Below are 15,219 nucleotides of genomic sequence, written 5' to 3'. Positions count from 1 at the left end.
CCGATGACCTCCGACACCCCCCACGAGGCGCCCGCCCGGACGGCGGACCGACCGTCCGAGCGCCCGGCGGACCAGCGCACGGACCAGCCCGGCGGCGGTCCCGGGTTCCGCACGGTCCTCGTCGCGAACCGCGGCGAGATCGCGTGCCGCGTGATCGGCACGCTGCGTCGCCTCGGCGTGCGGTCCGTCGCCGTCTTCTCCGACGCCGACGCCGACGCCCGCCACGTGCGCGAGGCGGACGTCGCCGTCCGGATCGGCCCGGCCTCCGCCGCGCGCAGCTACCTCGACGTCGAGGCGGTCGTCGCCGCGGCCGTCGCGACCGGGGCCGAGGCGATCCACCCCGGCTACGGCTTCCTGTCCGAGAACCCGGCGCTGGCCCGAGCGTGCGAGCGCGCCGGGATCGCGTTCGTCGGGCCGGGCGTGGACGCCCTGGAGGCGATGGCGGACAAGCTCGCCGCCAAGCGCCTCGTCGGCGCCCGGGGCGTGCCGGTCGTGCCCGGGGCGGGCGAGCCGGGGATGTCCGACGACGACCTGCTGGCCGCCGCGGGCGACGTCGGGTTCCCGCTGCTCGTCAAGCCGTCCGCCGGGGGCGGCGGCAAGGGGATGGTCGTCGTGCGGACGGCCGAGGACCTGCCGACCGCGCTCGCGTCCGCGCGCCGGGTCGCCGCGTCGTCGTTCGGCGACGACACGCTGCTGCTCGAACGGCTCGTCGAGGCACCGCGCCACATCGAGGTGCAGGTGCTCGCCGACACGCACGGGACCGTCGTCCACCTCGGCGAGCGCGAGTGCTCGCTCCAGCGCCGCCACCAGAAGGTGGTCGAGGAGGCGCCGTCGCCGCTCCTCACCGCGGAGCAGCGCGCCCGCATGGGCGAGGCCGCGTGCGAGGTCGCGCGGTCCGTCGGGTACGTCGGCGCCGGGACGGTCGAGTTCCTCGTCCCCGCCGCGCGCCCCGACGAGTTCTTCTTCATCGAGATGAACACGCGCCTCCAGGTGGAGCACCCCGTGACCGAGATGGTCACCGGCCTCGACCTCGTCGCGCTCCAGCTGCGCGTCGCGGCAGGCGCGCCGCTCGGCGTGGCGCAGGACGACGTCGTGCTCCGCGGCCACGCCGTCGAGGCGCGCCTCTACGCCGAGTCGCCCGAGCGCGGGTTCCTCCCGGCCACCGGGTCGGTGCTGGTCTACGACGACGGCGGCGTCCCGTCCGGGCCCGGTGCGTCGCCGCTGCGCCTGGACTCCGGCATCGCCACCGGGACGGTGGTCGGCGGCCACTACGACCCGATGCTCGCCAAGGCGGTCGCGTGGGGACAGACGCGCGACGAGGCCGTCGACCGGCTCGACGGGCTGCTCGCGCGGACGGTCGTGCTGGGGGTCGAGACGAACACGGCGTTCCTGCGGTCTCTGCTGGCGGACGGTGACGTGCGGGCGGGACGGCTCGACACTGGGCTGATCGACCGGCTCGTGTCTTCCGGTTCGTCGTCGGGGTCTGTGGTCGGGTCCGGCGAGGGGTCGGGGGGTGTGCGCGCCGTCTACCATCCGCACCCTCGTTCCTCGGGCGCTCCCGCCAGGCCCGACCACGACGGCGCGCACACCCCCCGACCCCTCACCTCTGCGGTCGGCTCGCCCGCCGAGCACGACAGCATGCACGCCTGCCGTCCCCTCGCCTCGGAGGTTGGTTCGCCCGCCGAGCACGACGGCGTGCACGCCTGCCGTCCCCTCGCCTCGGAGGTTGGTTCGCCCGCCGAGCACGACGGCGTGCACGCCCGCCGTCCCCTCGCCTCGGAGGTTGGTTCGCCCACCGAGCACGACGGCGCGCACACCCCCCGGGTCCTCACCCCGGAGGTCGGCTCGTTGTCCGACGACGCCGCGTGGATCGATCTCGTGGCCGCGGCGCTGTTCGCGACGACCACGCGCCGCTCCGGGTTCGGCGGGGCGGCGGGGACGGGCGACGACGATCCGTGGCGGGTCAGGGACGGGTGGCGGCTCAACGCGGCCGCCGCGCCGTGGCGGGTCGTGCTGGTCGATGCCGCCGGGAGTGTGCACGAGGTGCGGGTCTCCGGGTCGGCGCGGGACGCCGTCGTGCAGTGTCCGCCGGCGCGCGACACCGACGGCGGGTGGGGACCCGGCGCCGCGCGGCCGCGTGAGGTGCGGGCGTCGATCGAGCGTGACGCCGGGGCCGACGGCGCGTGGTGGCTCACCGTGGACGGCGTCCGGGAGCGCGTGCGGCTGGCGCTCGACGTGCCGTCCGCCGACGGCGAGCCCGCGACGGTGTGGGTGTGGCGCGACGGGCGGACCGTCGCCCTGGCCGCCCCGGACCGGGAGCAGCGCGCCGCGCGGGCGCGGGACGAGCGCCGTCGGGCCCGCGGCGACGCGCCCGGCGCGACAGACCCCGAGGTGCGGGCCGCCATGCCCGGCACGGTGGTGACGGCCGCCGCCGACGGCGAGCCGGTCGCCGCCGGGGCCGTCCTCGTGACGGTCGAGGCCATGAAGATGGAGCACCCGCTCCTCGCCCCGCACGACGGCGTCGCCGACGTGCGCGTGCGCCCCGGCGACCTCGTGCGCCGGGACCAGGTGGTCGCTGTCGTCCACCCCCACGACTCCGGCGCGGCAGACCCCGCCGCCCCGGTCCCGCAACCCGACACCCAGGGAGCATCATGATCGAGGCCGACGTCCTGCTCGACGACGAGCAGCGGAAGCTCAGCCAGGTGGTGCGCGACTTCGCGGACAGCGTCGTCGCGCCCGCCGCGTACCGGTACGACACCGAGCGCCGACTGCCGATGGAGATCATCGCGCAGATGGGGGAGCTGGGGCTGTTCGGGCTCCCGTTCCCGCGCGAGATCGGCGGTCAGGGCCAGGACTACGTGTCGCTGTGCCTCGCCGTCGAGGCGCTGGCGCGCGTCGACCAGTCCATCGCGGTGACGCTCGAGGCGGGCGTCGGGCTGGGGATCGTTCCGATCTTCCGGCACGGGTCGCGCGAGCAGCAGGAGCGCTGGCTGCCGGATCTCCTCGCCGGGCGGGCGCTCGCGGCGTTCGGGCTCACGGAGGCCGACGCCGGGTCCGACGCGGGCGGCACGCGCACGACCGCACGGCTCGACGGCGACGAGTGGGTGATCGACGGCTCCAAGCAGTTCATCACCAACTCGGGGACGCCGATCACGAGCCTCGTGACGATCACGGCCGTCACGGGCGAGCACGTCAGCCAGGACGGCGAGGTGCGCAAGGAGCTGTCGAGCATCATCGTCCCCGCGGGCACGCCCGGGCTCGAGGTCGGGCCGTCGTACGACAAGGTCGGGTGGCACACGTCGGACACGCACCCCCTCACGCTCACCGACGTCCGCGTGCCCGCCCGAAACCTGCTCGGCGAGCGCGGCCGCGGGTACGCGAACTTCCTCCGCGCGCTCGACGAGGGGCGCATCGCGTTCGCCGCGCTGGCGACCGGCGCCGCGCAGGGCTGCCTCGAGGAGGCGCTGCGGTACGCGAAGGAGCGGGTCGTGTTCGGGCGGTCGATCGGCGAGAACCAGCACGTCGCGTTCACGCTCGCCCGCATGCAGGCGCGCGTCCACACCGCGCGGCTCGCGTGGCTCGACGCCGCGCAGAAGCTCGTTCGCGGCAAGCCGTTCAAGGCGGAGGCGTCGGTCGCCAAGCTCGTCGGCGGCGAGGCGGCGATGGCGAACGCGCGCGACGCGTCGCAGATCTTCGGCGGCTACGGCTTCCTCAACGAGAACCCGGTCGCCCGGCACTACCGCGACGCCAAGGTCCTGGAGGTCGGCGAGGGCACCACCGAGGTGCAGCTGATGGTCATCGCGAGGAGCCTGGGACTGGACGGCTAGGCCACGACCGACGCCGAACACGACATGAAGGACGTTATCTGCCTCTTTCCGTCCTTCATGTCGTGCTCGACGGCGGGTGAGGTCGTTCTCGGCGGACGTCGCCGAGGCCGAGGTGAGGAGGGAGGAGCAGCATGCGCGAGGTGGTCCAGCGGGGCCTGTACTACGACGAGCTGGAGACGGGCGTGGTGTACCGCCACCGGCCCGGCCGCACGCTCACGGAGGCGGACGACGTCGTCTTCTCCACGCTCACGATGAACCACCAGGCGCTGCACCTCGACGCCGCGTGGGCCGCGACGCAGCCGTTCGGGCAGCGCCTCGTCAACTCGATGATGACGCTGTCCACGCTGGTCGGGCTGTCGGTCGGGCAGGTCACGCAGGGCACGATCGTCGCGAACCTCGGCTTCCGCGAGGTCGAGTTCCCGAAGCCGCTGTTCCACGGCGACACGCTGTACGCGGAGACGGAGGTCGTCGAGAAGCGGCTGTCGGCGTCGCGCCCGGGCCAGGGCGTCGTCACGCTGGAGCACCGCGGACTCAACCAGGACCGCGTCCTCGTCGCACGCGCCGTCCGCACCGCGCTCTTCTGGACCCGAGCCGCCCACGAGGCGGCGTCCGCCGCACCCGGGGCCGGGCACCCCGGTGCTGCCGAACCCGGGATCGCTCCCCAGCCCGGCGCCCGCGTGGGGAGGGATCCAGGGCTCGGCGGCGAGAGCGGGTCTCACGACCCCGTCCTGGAGCGCGGCGACGAGGAGAGCGCGTGGTGAGCGACGGCGTCGGCGTGCCCCCCACCGTGACCGACGACGCGGGGTCGCTCAGGTTCCGGCTCGGGCCGGCGCTGTTGTTCTGCCCCGGCGACCGGCCGGACCGGTTCGGCAAGGCCGCCGAGCGTGCCGACGCCGTCATCCTCGACCTCGAGGACGCCGTCGCCGCGCCCGCGAAGGACGCCGCGCGGCGGGCGGTCGTCGAGGCGTCCGCGACGCTGGACCCGGCGCGGACGGTCGTGCGGGTCAACGCCGTCGGGACGCGCGAGCACGCGCTCGACGTCGCGGCGCTCGCGGACACGCGGCTGCGCACGGTCATGGTCGCCAAGGCCGGGCCGGAGCTGCTGGGCTCGCTCGGTGCGCTCGCGGCCACCCTCCCGGGTGTGCGGGTCCTCGCGCTGTGCGAGACGGCGGCGGGCGTGCTCGCGGCGCACGAGCTCGCCCGGCGACCCGAGGTCGTCGCGCTCATGTGGGGTGCGGAGGACCTCGTCGCGTCGCTCGGCGGGACGTCGAGCAGGCGTCCGGACGGGAAGTACCGCGACGTCGCGCGGCACGCGCGGTCCGCGGTGCTCCTCGCCGCCGGTGCCGCGGGCAAGGCCGCGGTCGACGCCGTGCACGTCGACGTCGGCGACCTCGACGGGCTGCGGGCCGAGGCCGAGGACGCCGCCGCGTCCGGGTTCGCCGCTACCGCGTGCATCCACCCGAGCCACGTCCCCGTGATCCGCGCCGCCTACGCCCCGACGCCGCAGGAGGTGGCCGCGGCGCGGGCGCTGCTCGACGCGGCGGCCGCGAACCCCGGCGGCCCGGACGCCGTCTTCACGCACGACGGCCGGATGGTCGACGGCCCCGTGCTGCGCCACGCGGAGGCCGTGCTGCGCCGGGCGGCCACCTGAGCGGTGCTCCCATGGGGACCGGTCCCCATGCCGGGGCGGTGCGGTGCGTCGGCGGCGCCGCATAGCCTCTCCCCGTGACCGACGTGAACGCCCCGGACCCGCAGGAGCAGCACTGGACCGAGGGCTTCCCGCACCTCGCCGACCGGGCCGCGACGCTGCTCGGCGTCGACGTCGCGACGGTCGCGCGCCACCACAAGGTCGTCCCGGGCGGGTTCCACGTGTGGACCCCGGGTCGCGGGGGCGCGCAGGCGATCGTCGGGTTCGACGGCTCGGCGTACGTGCGGGAGTCGTGCTTCACGCAGGCCCAGATGGTGGAGGCGTTCCACGCCGGTCACCGCAACGACGCGAACGCCGCGACCCTCCCGGTGAACCACGCGGCGTCGGCGGTGGCCTCGATGGTCGGGATCCTGCGCGGAGGGCCGGCGCAGCCCGCGACGCCCGTCGGCCCGAGCGAGGCCGAGCTCGCGGAGCTCGTCGGCGGCGCGTTCGAGCAGACGACGCCGGACGAGATCGCCGCACGGCTGCGCGCCCGCGGCAAGGGCGCGTTCGTCGTCGTGGGCGTGGACCGCGCGCACGGGCCGGGCCACTGGTACGTCGCGTACTTCGACGGCGAGCAGGTGCTCGCGCTCGACCCGATCGCCAACGGCCGCACCGCGTGGCCGCCGCCCGCGGCGGACGCGGTGCGCTGGTGGGCGGACGGGACGCCGACGACGGCGCCCGCGCGGGTCGTGCTCGACGTCCGGTCGGCCACGGGCCGCCGCGTGTGGACGCAGACGACGCCGTTCCTCGCCCCGACGGCGCAGTCGTTCCTGGACTGGGTCGCGACCCTGCCCGCGGAGAAGGTCGTGAAGGGCTACCAGGTCTGGCACGGCTTCTGGTGGGTCGTCCTCTCGGCGTCGGGCGACGACCTGCGCGTCGCCGTCACGGACCTCACGAAGGACGGGATCTCGACGCTCACCTGGGACGTCGACCCGATGCTCGACACCTACCGGCAGCAGCGGGAGATGGTCGCGTTCTGCAAGGTCGGCTCGAAGAGCACGCGCTTCACGGAGACCGTGCTCGTCTACAACGACGTGTACGACGCCCCGGAGATGTTCGTCGAGCGCACCCGGCCGGTGGGCGACGGGGCGTCGGGGTGGGTCGTGAAGTCGATCGCCGCGCAGCCTCGGGGCGGCCTCGTTCCCGTGCCGGCGCACGAGCTGTACCGCCGGGCGCCGCACCTCGTGCGCTACCTCTCGCTCCCGGAGGGCTTCCGGGCGGTGTGGGCGAAGAACCGGACGAACCAGATCTGGAACCCGGACGGCGAGCTCGTCTGGGACGCCGACGCGCGCGACGCGGCGAACGCGGCCGCAGCGGCGCAGCAGGGGACGGCGACGGGCGCACCCGCTCCGGCGACGGGCACGGGGACCGGCGACGCCCGGGCAGCCGACGCTGCGGCCGCCTCCTCGTCGGCGGGTGACGCGTCGGCGAGCGCGACCGGCCAGGGGGCGTCGACGTCGGGCACGACCCGCCCGCGAGGGAGCGTCGCCTACGAGGCGGCGCGCGACGCGCTCGACGACCGCGCCGTGAGCCGCGAGCGGGTGCTGGCCGCCGCGCACGGGCTGCGCGACGCGTTCGTCCGCAACGAGCACATGATCGGCCTCCTGCCGGCCGACGCGGAGCAGGTGCTCGTCGACACGTACCGGAGGGCCGACGCGGGCGGGGCGGACGCGGTGTCGCGCGAGGCGGCGACGTCCTGGGTGCGCGAGGCGTACTTCCGCCGGCTGCCGCTCGCCGGGGAGGCCGCCGAGCGGGTCGACCGGCTCGCCGAGGACGACCCCGACGGAGCGGCGCACGTGCTGCGCGGGTGGATGCGCTACAACGGCTACGGGTTCGCGCAGGACGCCGCGGCGGCCGTCGCGGACCACGAGGAGGCGGCGCGCCGCGGCAACGCCGACGCGCTGTTCGAGCTGTCCGTGCTCACCGCGACCGGCCAGGGCACGCCCGTGGACGAGGCGCGCTCGCGCGCGTTCCTCGAGCAGGCCGCGGACGCGGGCCACCCGCGGGCGCTCTACAACCTCGCGGCGGAGCACGCGACGGGTCGGGGCCGTCCGCGGGACTCCGCGCGCGCCCTGGAGCTCTACCTCGCGGCGGGCGACCGCGGCAACGGCCGCGCGGCGTTCACGGCGGGCGTCATGATGCTCACGGGGGACGGGTCCCTGCCCGACCCGGCCCGCGCCGGCCGGGCGTTCGCGCTCGCCGAGGACCTCGGGTTCGACGTGCGCGACGCCGCCGCGCAGTTCCCGCCGCAGCTCGCCGAGCAGGTCGTCGGGGCGCTCGCCGCGGACTGACCGGACAAAAGACGCTCACAGCCCGTTCCACTTGCGGGCCCGGGCATCGTATGGTCACTCGCGTGAACGTCTACGTCGTCCTGTCCCGCAGCCGCACGGTCCTGTCGCGGACGATCGCGCTGGCGACCCGCGACGAGTTCACGCACTCCTCCCTGGCGCTCGACCCGGGGCTCGAGCTCATGTTCAGCTTCGGGCGCCGCCGGGCCGGGAACCCGTTCGTCGGGTGCTTCCGGCGCGAGCGGTTCGACGACGGCCTGTACCGCGGCATGGACGTCGTGCCCGGCGTCGTGCTCGCGGTCCCCGTGACGCCGGAGCAGCACGAGGCGATCCGGGTGCGGATCACCGAGTTCCTGCTGGACTCGCACGCGTTCTCCTACAACGTGCGCGGCCTCGTCGGCGCCCGCTTCGGTCGCGGCCACGAGGCGGAGGACCGGTTCTTCTGCTCCGAGTTCGTCTACCACGTGCTGCACGGCGCGGGAGTGTGCGACCTCGGCGTCGAGCGGTGGCAGGTGCGACCGCAGACGCTCCTCGACCTGCCGGGCCGCGTCGTCTTCCGAGGCGACCTCAAGGACTACGTCGCGGCGCACGGCGCGCTCGAGACCCTGCCGTCGCTCACGTTCGGCCACGTCCGCGAGCGCGTGCTCGGCTGATCCCGGCACGGCGGCACGGCGGCACGGCGGCACGGCGGCACGGCGGCACCGCGGCACGGCGGTACCGCGGGTCCGGCGCGACGCCGCGCGGGTCGAGACGCGCGTCAGCCGACCCGCAGCGCCGCCACGATGTCCTCGACCCGCTGCTTCGCGTCCCCGAAGAGCATGCCCGTGTTCTCGCGGAAGAACAGCGGGTTCTGCACCCCGGCGTAGCCGGCCGCCATCGAGCGCTTGAAGACGACGACCTGCCCGGCCTCCCACACGTGCAGGACCGGCATGCCCGCGATGGGGGAGCCGGGGTCGTCGAGCGCGGCCGGGTTCACCGTGTCGTTCGCGCCGATGACGAGCACGACGTCCGTGTCCGCCAGGTCGTCGTTGATCTCGTCCATCTCCAGCACGATGTCGTACGGGACGCGCGCCTCGGCGAGCAGGACGTTCATGTGCCCGGGCAGGCGACCCGCGACCGGGTGCACCCCGAAGCGGACCTCGGCACCGCCGTCGCGCAGGAGCTCGACGAGCTCCGCGACGGGGTACTGCGCCTTGGCGACCGCCATGCCGTAGCCCGGCGTGATGACGACGCTTCGGGCGTCGCGCAGGAGGGCCGCGACCTCGTCGGCGCTCACCTCGCGGTGCTCGCCCTGCGGGCCCTCGCCGCCCCCGGCGGGCGCGGCGCCCTCCTCGGCTCCGAACCCGCCGAGGATGACGGACACGAACGACCGGTTCATGGCCCGGCACATGATGTAGCTGAGGATCGCACCGGAGGACCCGACGAGCGCTCCGGTGACGATGAGCAGGTCGTTGCCGAGCATGAAGCCCGCCGCGGCGGCGGCCCAGCCGGAGTACGAGTTGAGCATCGACACGACGACGGGCATGTCGCCCCCGCCGATCGACGCGACGAGGTGCCAGCCGAGCGCGAGCGACACGACCGTGAGCAGGAGCAGGGGCCAGATCGACGGCGCGACGACGAACCACACCACGAGCCCCAGGCTCACGACGAGCGCCGCGAGGTTGAGCAGGTTCCGGCCGGGGAGCTGGAGCGGGGCCGATCGCGTGCGCCCGGACAGCTTGAGGAACGCGACGACGGAGCCGGTGAACGTCACCGCGCCCACGAGCACGCCGAGGGAGACCTCGACGAGGTGCGCGACGTCGTCGGACCCGGCGGCCTGCGCGGTGAGGTAGGAGTTGAAGCCGACCAGCACGGCCGCGGCGCCGACGAAGCTGTGCAGGATCGCGATGAGCTCCGGCATCTGCGTCATCTCGACGCGGCGCGCGCGCCACGTCCCGACCGCCGCGCCCACGAGGAGCACGAGCGCGATGAGCAGCGCGGTGACGAGCACGGGCCGGGCGCTCGTGCCGAGCGCGAGCACGATCGTCGCGGCCAGCGCGAGGACCATGCCGACCATTCCGAGCACGTTGCCGCGGCGTGCGGACTCCTGCTTCGACAGCCCCGCGAGGCTGAGGACGAACAGGACGGCGGCGAGGACGTAGACCGCCTGGGCGACGGACGTCGCGGTCATCGGGCCACCTCCTGCGCACGCGCCGGGGCGTCCTTGCGGAACATGCGGATCATGCGGTTCGCCACGAGGAAGCCACCGAAGATGTTGATGCTCGCGACGGTCGCGGCGAGCAGCGCGAGCGTCGTGACGACCCAGTCGTCGGAGCCGATCTGCAGGAGCGCGCCGACGAGGATGATGCCGGAGATCGCGTTGGTCTGGGCCATGAGCGGCGTGTGCAGCGAGTGCGTGACGTTCGAGATCACGTAGTACCCGACGATCACCGCGAGCGTGAACACCGTGACGTGCCCGACGAGCGACGGCGGCGCGAACGACAGCGCGAGCGTCACGAGCACCGCGGCGAGCGCGGCGCCCACGGTCCGACGACGGCGGCTCAGGCTCGCGGCCGACGCCGCCTCCGCGGCGGCCCGCTCGCGTGCCGCGGCCTCCAGCGCGGGGTCGGGTGGTGGCGCGGTCGACCCCGGGGCCGGGGCCGCGCTCACCGCGACGGGCGGCGGCGGCCACAGCACCTCGCCGTCGCGCGCGACGGTCATGCCGCGCTGCACCGGGTCGTCGAGGTCGAGCGCGAGCTCGCCGTCCTTGCCGGGCGTGACCAGCTCCAGCAGGTGCACGACGTTCGTCCCGAGGAGCTGCGACGTGTGCTGGGGCAGGCGCCCGGCGAGGTCGGTCCAGCCGACGACCACGACGCCGTTCCCCGTCACGACGCGTTCGCCCGGCACCGTGAGCGCGCAGTTCCCGCCGCCCGAGGCCGCGAGGTCGACGACGACGCTCCCGGGGCGCATCCCGGCGACCGCCTCGGCCGTGAGGGTCCGCGGGGCACGGCCGCGCACGAGCGCCGTCGTGATGACGACGTCGGCCTCGGCGGCCTCGCGCGCGTACACCGCGAGGGCCGCGGCCTCCTGCTCGGGCGTGAGCGGCTTCGCGTAGCCGTCGGCGGACATGCCCTGCTGCGCCGCGGGCTCGCGCACGGCCGTGCCGCCCATGGACTCGATCTGCTCGGCCGCCTCGGACCGCACGTCGAACGCGCGCACCTGCGCGCCCAGGCTCGCCGCCGCGCCGACCGCGGCGAGGCCCGCGACCCCGCCGCCGATGACGAAGACCTTGGCGGGCGGCGTCTTGCCCGCGGCCGTGACCTGCCCGGCGAACATGCCGCCGTACTCGCTCGCCGCCTCGACGACCGCGCGGTACCCCGCGACGTTGGACAGCGTGCTCAGCACGTCGAGGGCCTGCGCGCGCGAGATGCGGGGCACGGCGTCGAGCGCGAGCGCGGTGACGCCGCGGGTGGCGAGGCGCTGCACGAGGTAGGGGTCGTTCGCGGGGCCGAGCATCGCGACGAGCGTCGCGCCCGGGCGCAGGAGCGCGACCTGGGCGTCCGTCGGCGCGTTCACCGCCGTGACGACGTCGGCGCCCCACGCGGCCGCGGCGTCGACGACCGTGGCGCCCGACGCCTCGTACGCGGCGTCGGAGAACGTGGCCCCCGCGCCGGCGTCGTGCTCGACGACCACCTCGTACCCGAGCGCCCGCAGGCGCTCGACCGTGCGCGGGGTCGCGGCGACCAGCCGCTCCCCGTCCCTCACCTCGCGGGGGACACCGATCCTCACGTGCGGGCTCCTCACCTCGTCGAGCATCGTGGGCGCCCGCGCGACCGGGGACGACGGCGGGTGCGCCGCGAGCCTATCGGGGGCCGCCGTCGTCGTCCCGGGCCGAACGACCTGTCCTGCGGAGTCGGTCTGTTGCCCGGTTCGCCGCCTTTAGGCGTCGTGCTATGTTTTCGCCGCGCGTGAGTCCGACACTCCGCGACATTTCTGCACGATCAATAATCCAGGGGGAACGATGACCAAGAAGCTGCGCCGCGTCGCAGTGGCTGCCATGCTGACGCTGGGCCTGACGACCGGACTCTCGCTCGTCGCCGCAGCGCCCGCCTCAGCGGCGACCTGTGGCACCACCATCTCGACCTACACCGACTGGCTAGGGTTCTGGCGGACCAAGGTGACGTACAAGAACTGCTCGGGCTTCACGGTGAACCGCAAGGTGCAGCTCGACTTTGCCCCGGACACGTCGTGCGTGACGATCCAGAACGGCCAGACCAAGACCTGGACGTTCCGGGGAACTCCGGGCCTGCGACTGAAGAGCTGCTCGCTCTAGGACCGGTCTCCCGCAACGGGCGCGACCGACCGTCTGCGTTGGGCGCGTGGGCGTGACTACGCTCGGCGGGGCCATCTGTCACGCAGATGGCCCTGCCTTTCGTCGTGGGCGCTCCTCGAGATCTCGCCGCACCGTGTGCTCGAAGTCTTGTCGTCGTTGTGCTCGATGAACGACGTGCGGCATCGGACGAGTTTCTCTGGATGATTTTCCGAGCGACGTTCAGAGATCGCCTTGCTTCTGCAGGTAGCGCATGGCGACCCAGCCGATCGGGATGCGAGCCCAGTACGTCGCGACGCGGAAGAGGAGCGTGGCGGATGTGGCGAGCGCGACCGGGACCCCGGCCGCCGTCAGGCCGGCGGTGAGGGCGAGCTCGATCGTCCCGAGGCCGCCCGGCGTCGGGACGGCTGCTCCGGCGGCGTTGCCCACCAGGTAGATCACGGCCACGTCTACCAGGTCGAGCTCCTGCCCGAAGGCGGCGAGCGCCGCGTCGAACGCGAGCACGTAGCCGAGCGTCATGACGATGTTGCCGGCGAACCCGATCGCGAGGCGGCCGGGTTGGCCCAGCATCTCCGACAGGCGGGGCCACACCTGCTGGATCGTCGGCCGGACCTTGGCGAGCGCCCAGGTGCGCACGGCCGGGACGAGCAGCGTCGCGAGGACCGCCAGTGCGACGCCGCCGATCGCGAGGAGAACCGTGGTCGAGGGGAGCTGGACGAGGCCGCCCTCGCCGGTGAAGATCGACAGGACCACGAGGATGAGGATCGTCACGACGAACTGCGACACCTGGACGAGCGCGACCGTGGCGACGGCCATGGGGGTCGAGATGCCGCGCCGGGTGAGGAGGCGCAGGTTGAGCGCCGCCGGGCCGATGCCAGCGGGCGCGGCGAGCGCGACGTAGGAGCCGGCAGCCTGGGTCAGGTTGACGCGCCAGAACGGCAGCCGCTTCGGCGAGAACGCCGTGAGCGTGAGCGCGGCGCCGACCCACGTAAGGATGCCGAGGACGAACGAGAGCACCGCCAGCCACGGGTTCGCCTCGGTTACCGCCTCGGCGATCTGCTCGAAGTTGAACGACGTGACGAGGGCCGTCACGGCGGCGATCACGAGCGCGATGGTGAGCACCGTCCGGGCGCCGAACCGCGTGATGCGCTGCGGCTCGACGTCCGCCTCCGGGAGCCGCTCCACCAGCGCGGCGCGCAGCTCCTTGAGCAGCTCCTTGTTCTGCCGGATCTCCTCGCGCGTGCTCGGGGGGAGCGCGACCGACTGGAGCAGCGGGCCGATCGCGGCGATGTCGTCGTCGGGCAGGACGCTCGCGGCGGACTCGACGGCGCGGCTCGCGCCGACGCGCAGCGCGAGGAGCGCGACCATCTGGGCGAGGTCCATGCGTCGTGCGAGCTCGGACGACGCGATGTCGCCCTGCTCCCACCCGGTGAGCCAGACCTGCGGGGCGCCCGTCGCGGGCTCGCGCGAGACGAGCATGACATCGGAGGTCAGCGCGCGGTGCGCGATGCCCGCGGCGTGCGCGAGCCGGAGCTGGCGCCACGCCTCGTTGAGCACCGAGCCGGTGAGATCCTCGAGGGGCAGGTCGCGCAGCGAGACGGCACCGGTCGCGTGCTCCTGGACCAGGACCATGGAGTCGTCCGACTCGGCGACGCCGAGCAGCCGCGGGGTGCGGACGCCCGCCGCCCGCGCGGCGTAGGACAGGAGTGCCGCGCGCTCGGCGGCGGCGCGCAGCGAGATGGCCGCACGGCCCTCGCTGCCGCGCAGCCGCAGCGACCGCCAGAACCGGGCGAGGAAGCCGACCACCTGCCGGTCGCCGTCGAGCACCACCACGTCACGACGCACGCTGTCCTCGGCGAGCATCGCGTAGACGCGGTTGTCGCCCGCGCGCGTCAGCGCGATCGCTGCCGGGTCGGAGGGCGCGTCCTGCGGCTCGGGCGCGGCGTCCGTGCCCTCCGGGACGGCGCCCTCGTTGGCGTGCGACGCCCCGAGGTGCTGCGCCGCGAGCGCGGCGTCCGCGGTGAGGACGGTCCCGGCGTCGCCGGCCGCACCCGGCGCGCGCAGGACGCCGACATGCACCTCGGCGGTAATGCGGCCCTCGGCATCGACCTCGGTGATGGGGTCGTCCGCGGCCTCGGCGAGCTCCTCGTCGTCCGTGACGTCGCGCACGCGCACGAGGGCCGTCGGGGAGAAGCCCGCGCGCCGGACGCCCGCCACGAGGTCGGGCCCGTACGCGCGTTCGCTGCGCACGCCCGAGACGTACCGCACGGCGAGTCCCGCGATGCGGCCCAGCAGGAGCGTGATGATGATGCCCGGCAGCGACACCTGCCCGGTGATGAGCACGACACCGATCGCGACGAACAGCAGGTTCCACGACCACTTGACGGTGCGTCGTCGCGTCCGGGTCCCTGCGGCCGTCAGCAGGCCACCGATCGCGGCGACGTAGAGGTAGTCCGGGATCGTGAGCTGCCACGACCCGTCAATGAACGCGGAGAGCCCGCGGATCAGCTCGTCGGAGCCCCACGTGCGCAGCGCGAGCACGACGAGCACGCCGAGGAGCAGGCCGAGCGCGGCGGCGACGATGGACTCGACGACCTGCCGTCCGAGGCGGCGCAGTCCGAGCTCGACCAGCACCGCGAGGGGGACGAAGAGCGTGATGAGCCCCTCCAGGACGGTGACCGGGAGAAAAAGGACCCGAGCGAGCACGTCGGAGAAGTTCTGCACGTCCTCCGCGACGCCCTCGGTGGTCCCGTGGGCGTACACCGACATGAGCATGACGACCGCCACACCCACCGCGCACAGCACGAGGTTGACGAGGTCGATCGGGTGCCGGACGCGCTGCTCGGCCGTGTCGACGACGCGGACCGTCCCCGCGTCGTCGTGCCCCCGACGCGCGAGCAGGGCCTCGAGCGCGCCCGTCTGGGGGCGGGGCTCCGCCTGCGCGGCCCGTGCCAGCGAGCCGACCTCGACGACCGCGCCGACGTGGGGAGCGGCGCGCTCTCTCGGCTCGGGGGCGGGGGAGGCCATGCGAGCGAGTCTAGGTCGGGGCCCCTGAGGAGGCGCGGTATTTGGCCGATTCCTCCGGGTGATTCGCCCGGTTCGCCC

At 74.5% G+C, this 15,219-nt stretch carries 9 protein-coding genes and 1 pseudogene; 7 read left to right on the top strand and 3 right to left on the bottom strand.

The window, feature by feature from the left end:
• The first annotated feature begins 3 nt into the window (after positions 1-3).
• From ACTJIY_RS03495 to ACTJIY_RS03470, 6 genes and pseudogenes are all read left to right on the top strand, one after another.
• Positions 4-2,655 (top strand): ATP-binding protein, encoded by a 2,652-nt coding sequence (locus ACTJIY_RS03495; protein WP_440673321.1) that lies wholly within the window; start codon positions 4-6, stop codon positions 2,653-2,655.
• A complete protein-coding gene (locus ACTJIY_RS03490) occupies positions 2,652-3,827 on the top strand; it encodes an acyl-CoA dehydrogenase family protein (protein WP_440673322.1) in 1,176 nt (391 codons plus the stop codon). The genes ACTJIY_RS03495 and ACTJIY_RS03490 overlap by 4 nt, the downstream gene beginning before the upstream one ends.
• A 131-nt stretch (positions 3,828-3,958) precedes the next feature.
• Positions 3,959-4,450, top strand: a pseudogene (locus tag ACTJIY_RS03485) (MaoC family dehydratase); the annotation flags it as partial.
• A gap of 134 nt (positions 4,451-4,584) precedes the next feature.
• Positions 4,585-5,478, top strand: a complete 894-nt coding sequence (locus ACTJIY_RS03480; protein ID WP_440673323.1) for an HpcH/HpaI aldolase/citrate lyase family protein — start codon at positions 4,585-4,587, stop codon at positions 5,476-5,478.
• Between the two features lie 74 nt (positions 5,479-5,552).
• A complete protein-coding gene (locus ACTJIY_RS03475) occupies positions 5,553-7,808 on the top strand; it encodes a tetratricopeptide repeat protein (protein ID WP_440673324.1) in 2,256 nt (751 codons plus the stop codon).
• Between the two features lie 62 nt (positions 7,809-7,870).
• Positions 7,871-8,458 carry a hypothetical protein gene (locus tag ACTJIY_RS03470; protein ID WP_353707176.1) on the top strand — a complete coding sequence of 196 codons (588 nt, stop codon included), beginning with the start codon at positions 7,871-7,873 and terminating at the stop codon, positions 8,456-8,458.
• Positions 8,459-8,562: 104 nt separating this feature from the next.
• Here ACTJIY_RS03470 and pntB read toward each other — a convergent pair whose 3' ends face one another.
• Together pntB and ACTJIY_RS03460 are read right to left on the bottom strand one after the other, a co-directional pair.
• Complete coding sequence (gene pntB, locus ACTJIY_RS03465; protein ID WP_440673325.1) at positions 8,563-9,975, bottom strand: Re/Si-specific NAD(P)(+) transhydrogenase subunit beta; 1,413 nt, start codon at positions 9,973-9,975, stop codon at positions 8,563-8,565.
• Positions 9,972-11,573 carry a Re/Si-specific NAD(P)(+) transhydrogenase subunit alpha gene (locus tag ACTJIY_RS03460; protein WP_440673326.1) on the bottom strand — a complete coding sequence of 534 codons (1,602 nt, stop codon included), beginning with the start codon at positions 11,571-11,573 and terminating at the stop codon, positions 9,972-9,974. The genes pntB and ACTJIY_RS03460 overlap by 4 nt, the downstream gene beginning before the upstream one ends.
• Positions 11,574-11,805: 232 nt before the next feature.
• On the opposite strand from ACTJIY_RS03460, the gene ACTJIY_RS03455 reads away from it, so the two are divergent.
• Positions 11,806-12,117 carry a hypothetical protein gene (locus tag ACTJIY_RS03455; RefSeq protein WP_440673327.1) on the top strand — a complete coding sequence of 104 codons (312 nt, stop codon included), beginning with the start codon at positions 11,806-11,808 and terminating at the stop codon, positions 12,115-12,117.
• 219 nt (positions 12,118-12,336) lie between these two features.
• Here ACTJIY_RS03455 and ACTJIY_RS03450 read toward each other — a convergent pair whose 3' ends face one another.
• Complete coding sequence (locus ACTJIY_RS03450) at positions 12,337-15,141, bottom strand: flippase-like domain-containing protein (protein WP_440673328.1); 2,805 nt, start codon at positions 15,139-15,141, stop codon at positions 12,337-12,339.
• Positions 15,142-15,219 lie beyond the last annotated feature (78 nt).

Source organism: Cellulosimicrobium sp. 22598, from assembly GCF_052044445.1.
GTDB lineage: Bacteria > Actinomycetota > Actinomycetes > Actinomycetales > Cellulomonadaceae > Cellulosimicrobium > Cellulosimicrobium cellulans_G.
The sequence above is the reverse complement of the archived record's forward strand: the minus strand, read 5'-3'. Positions and strand labels throughout refer to the sequence as shown.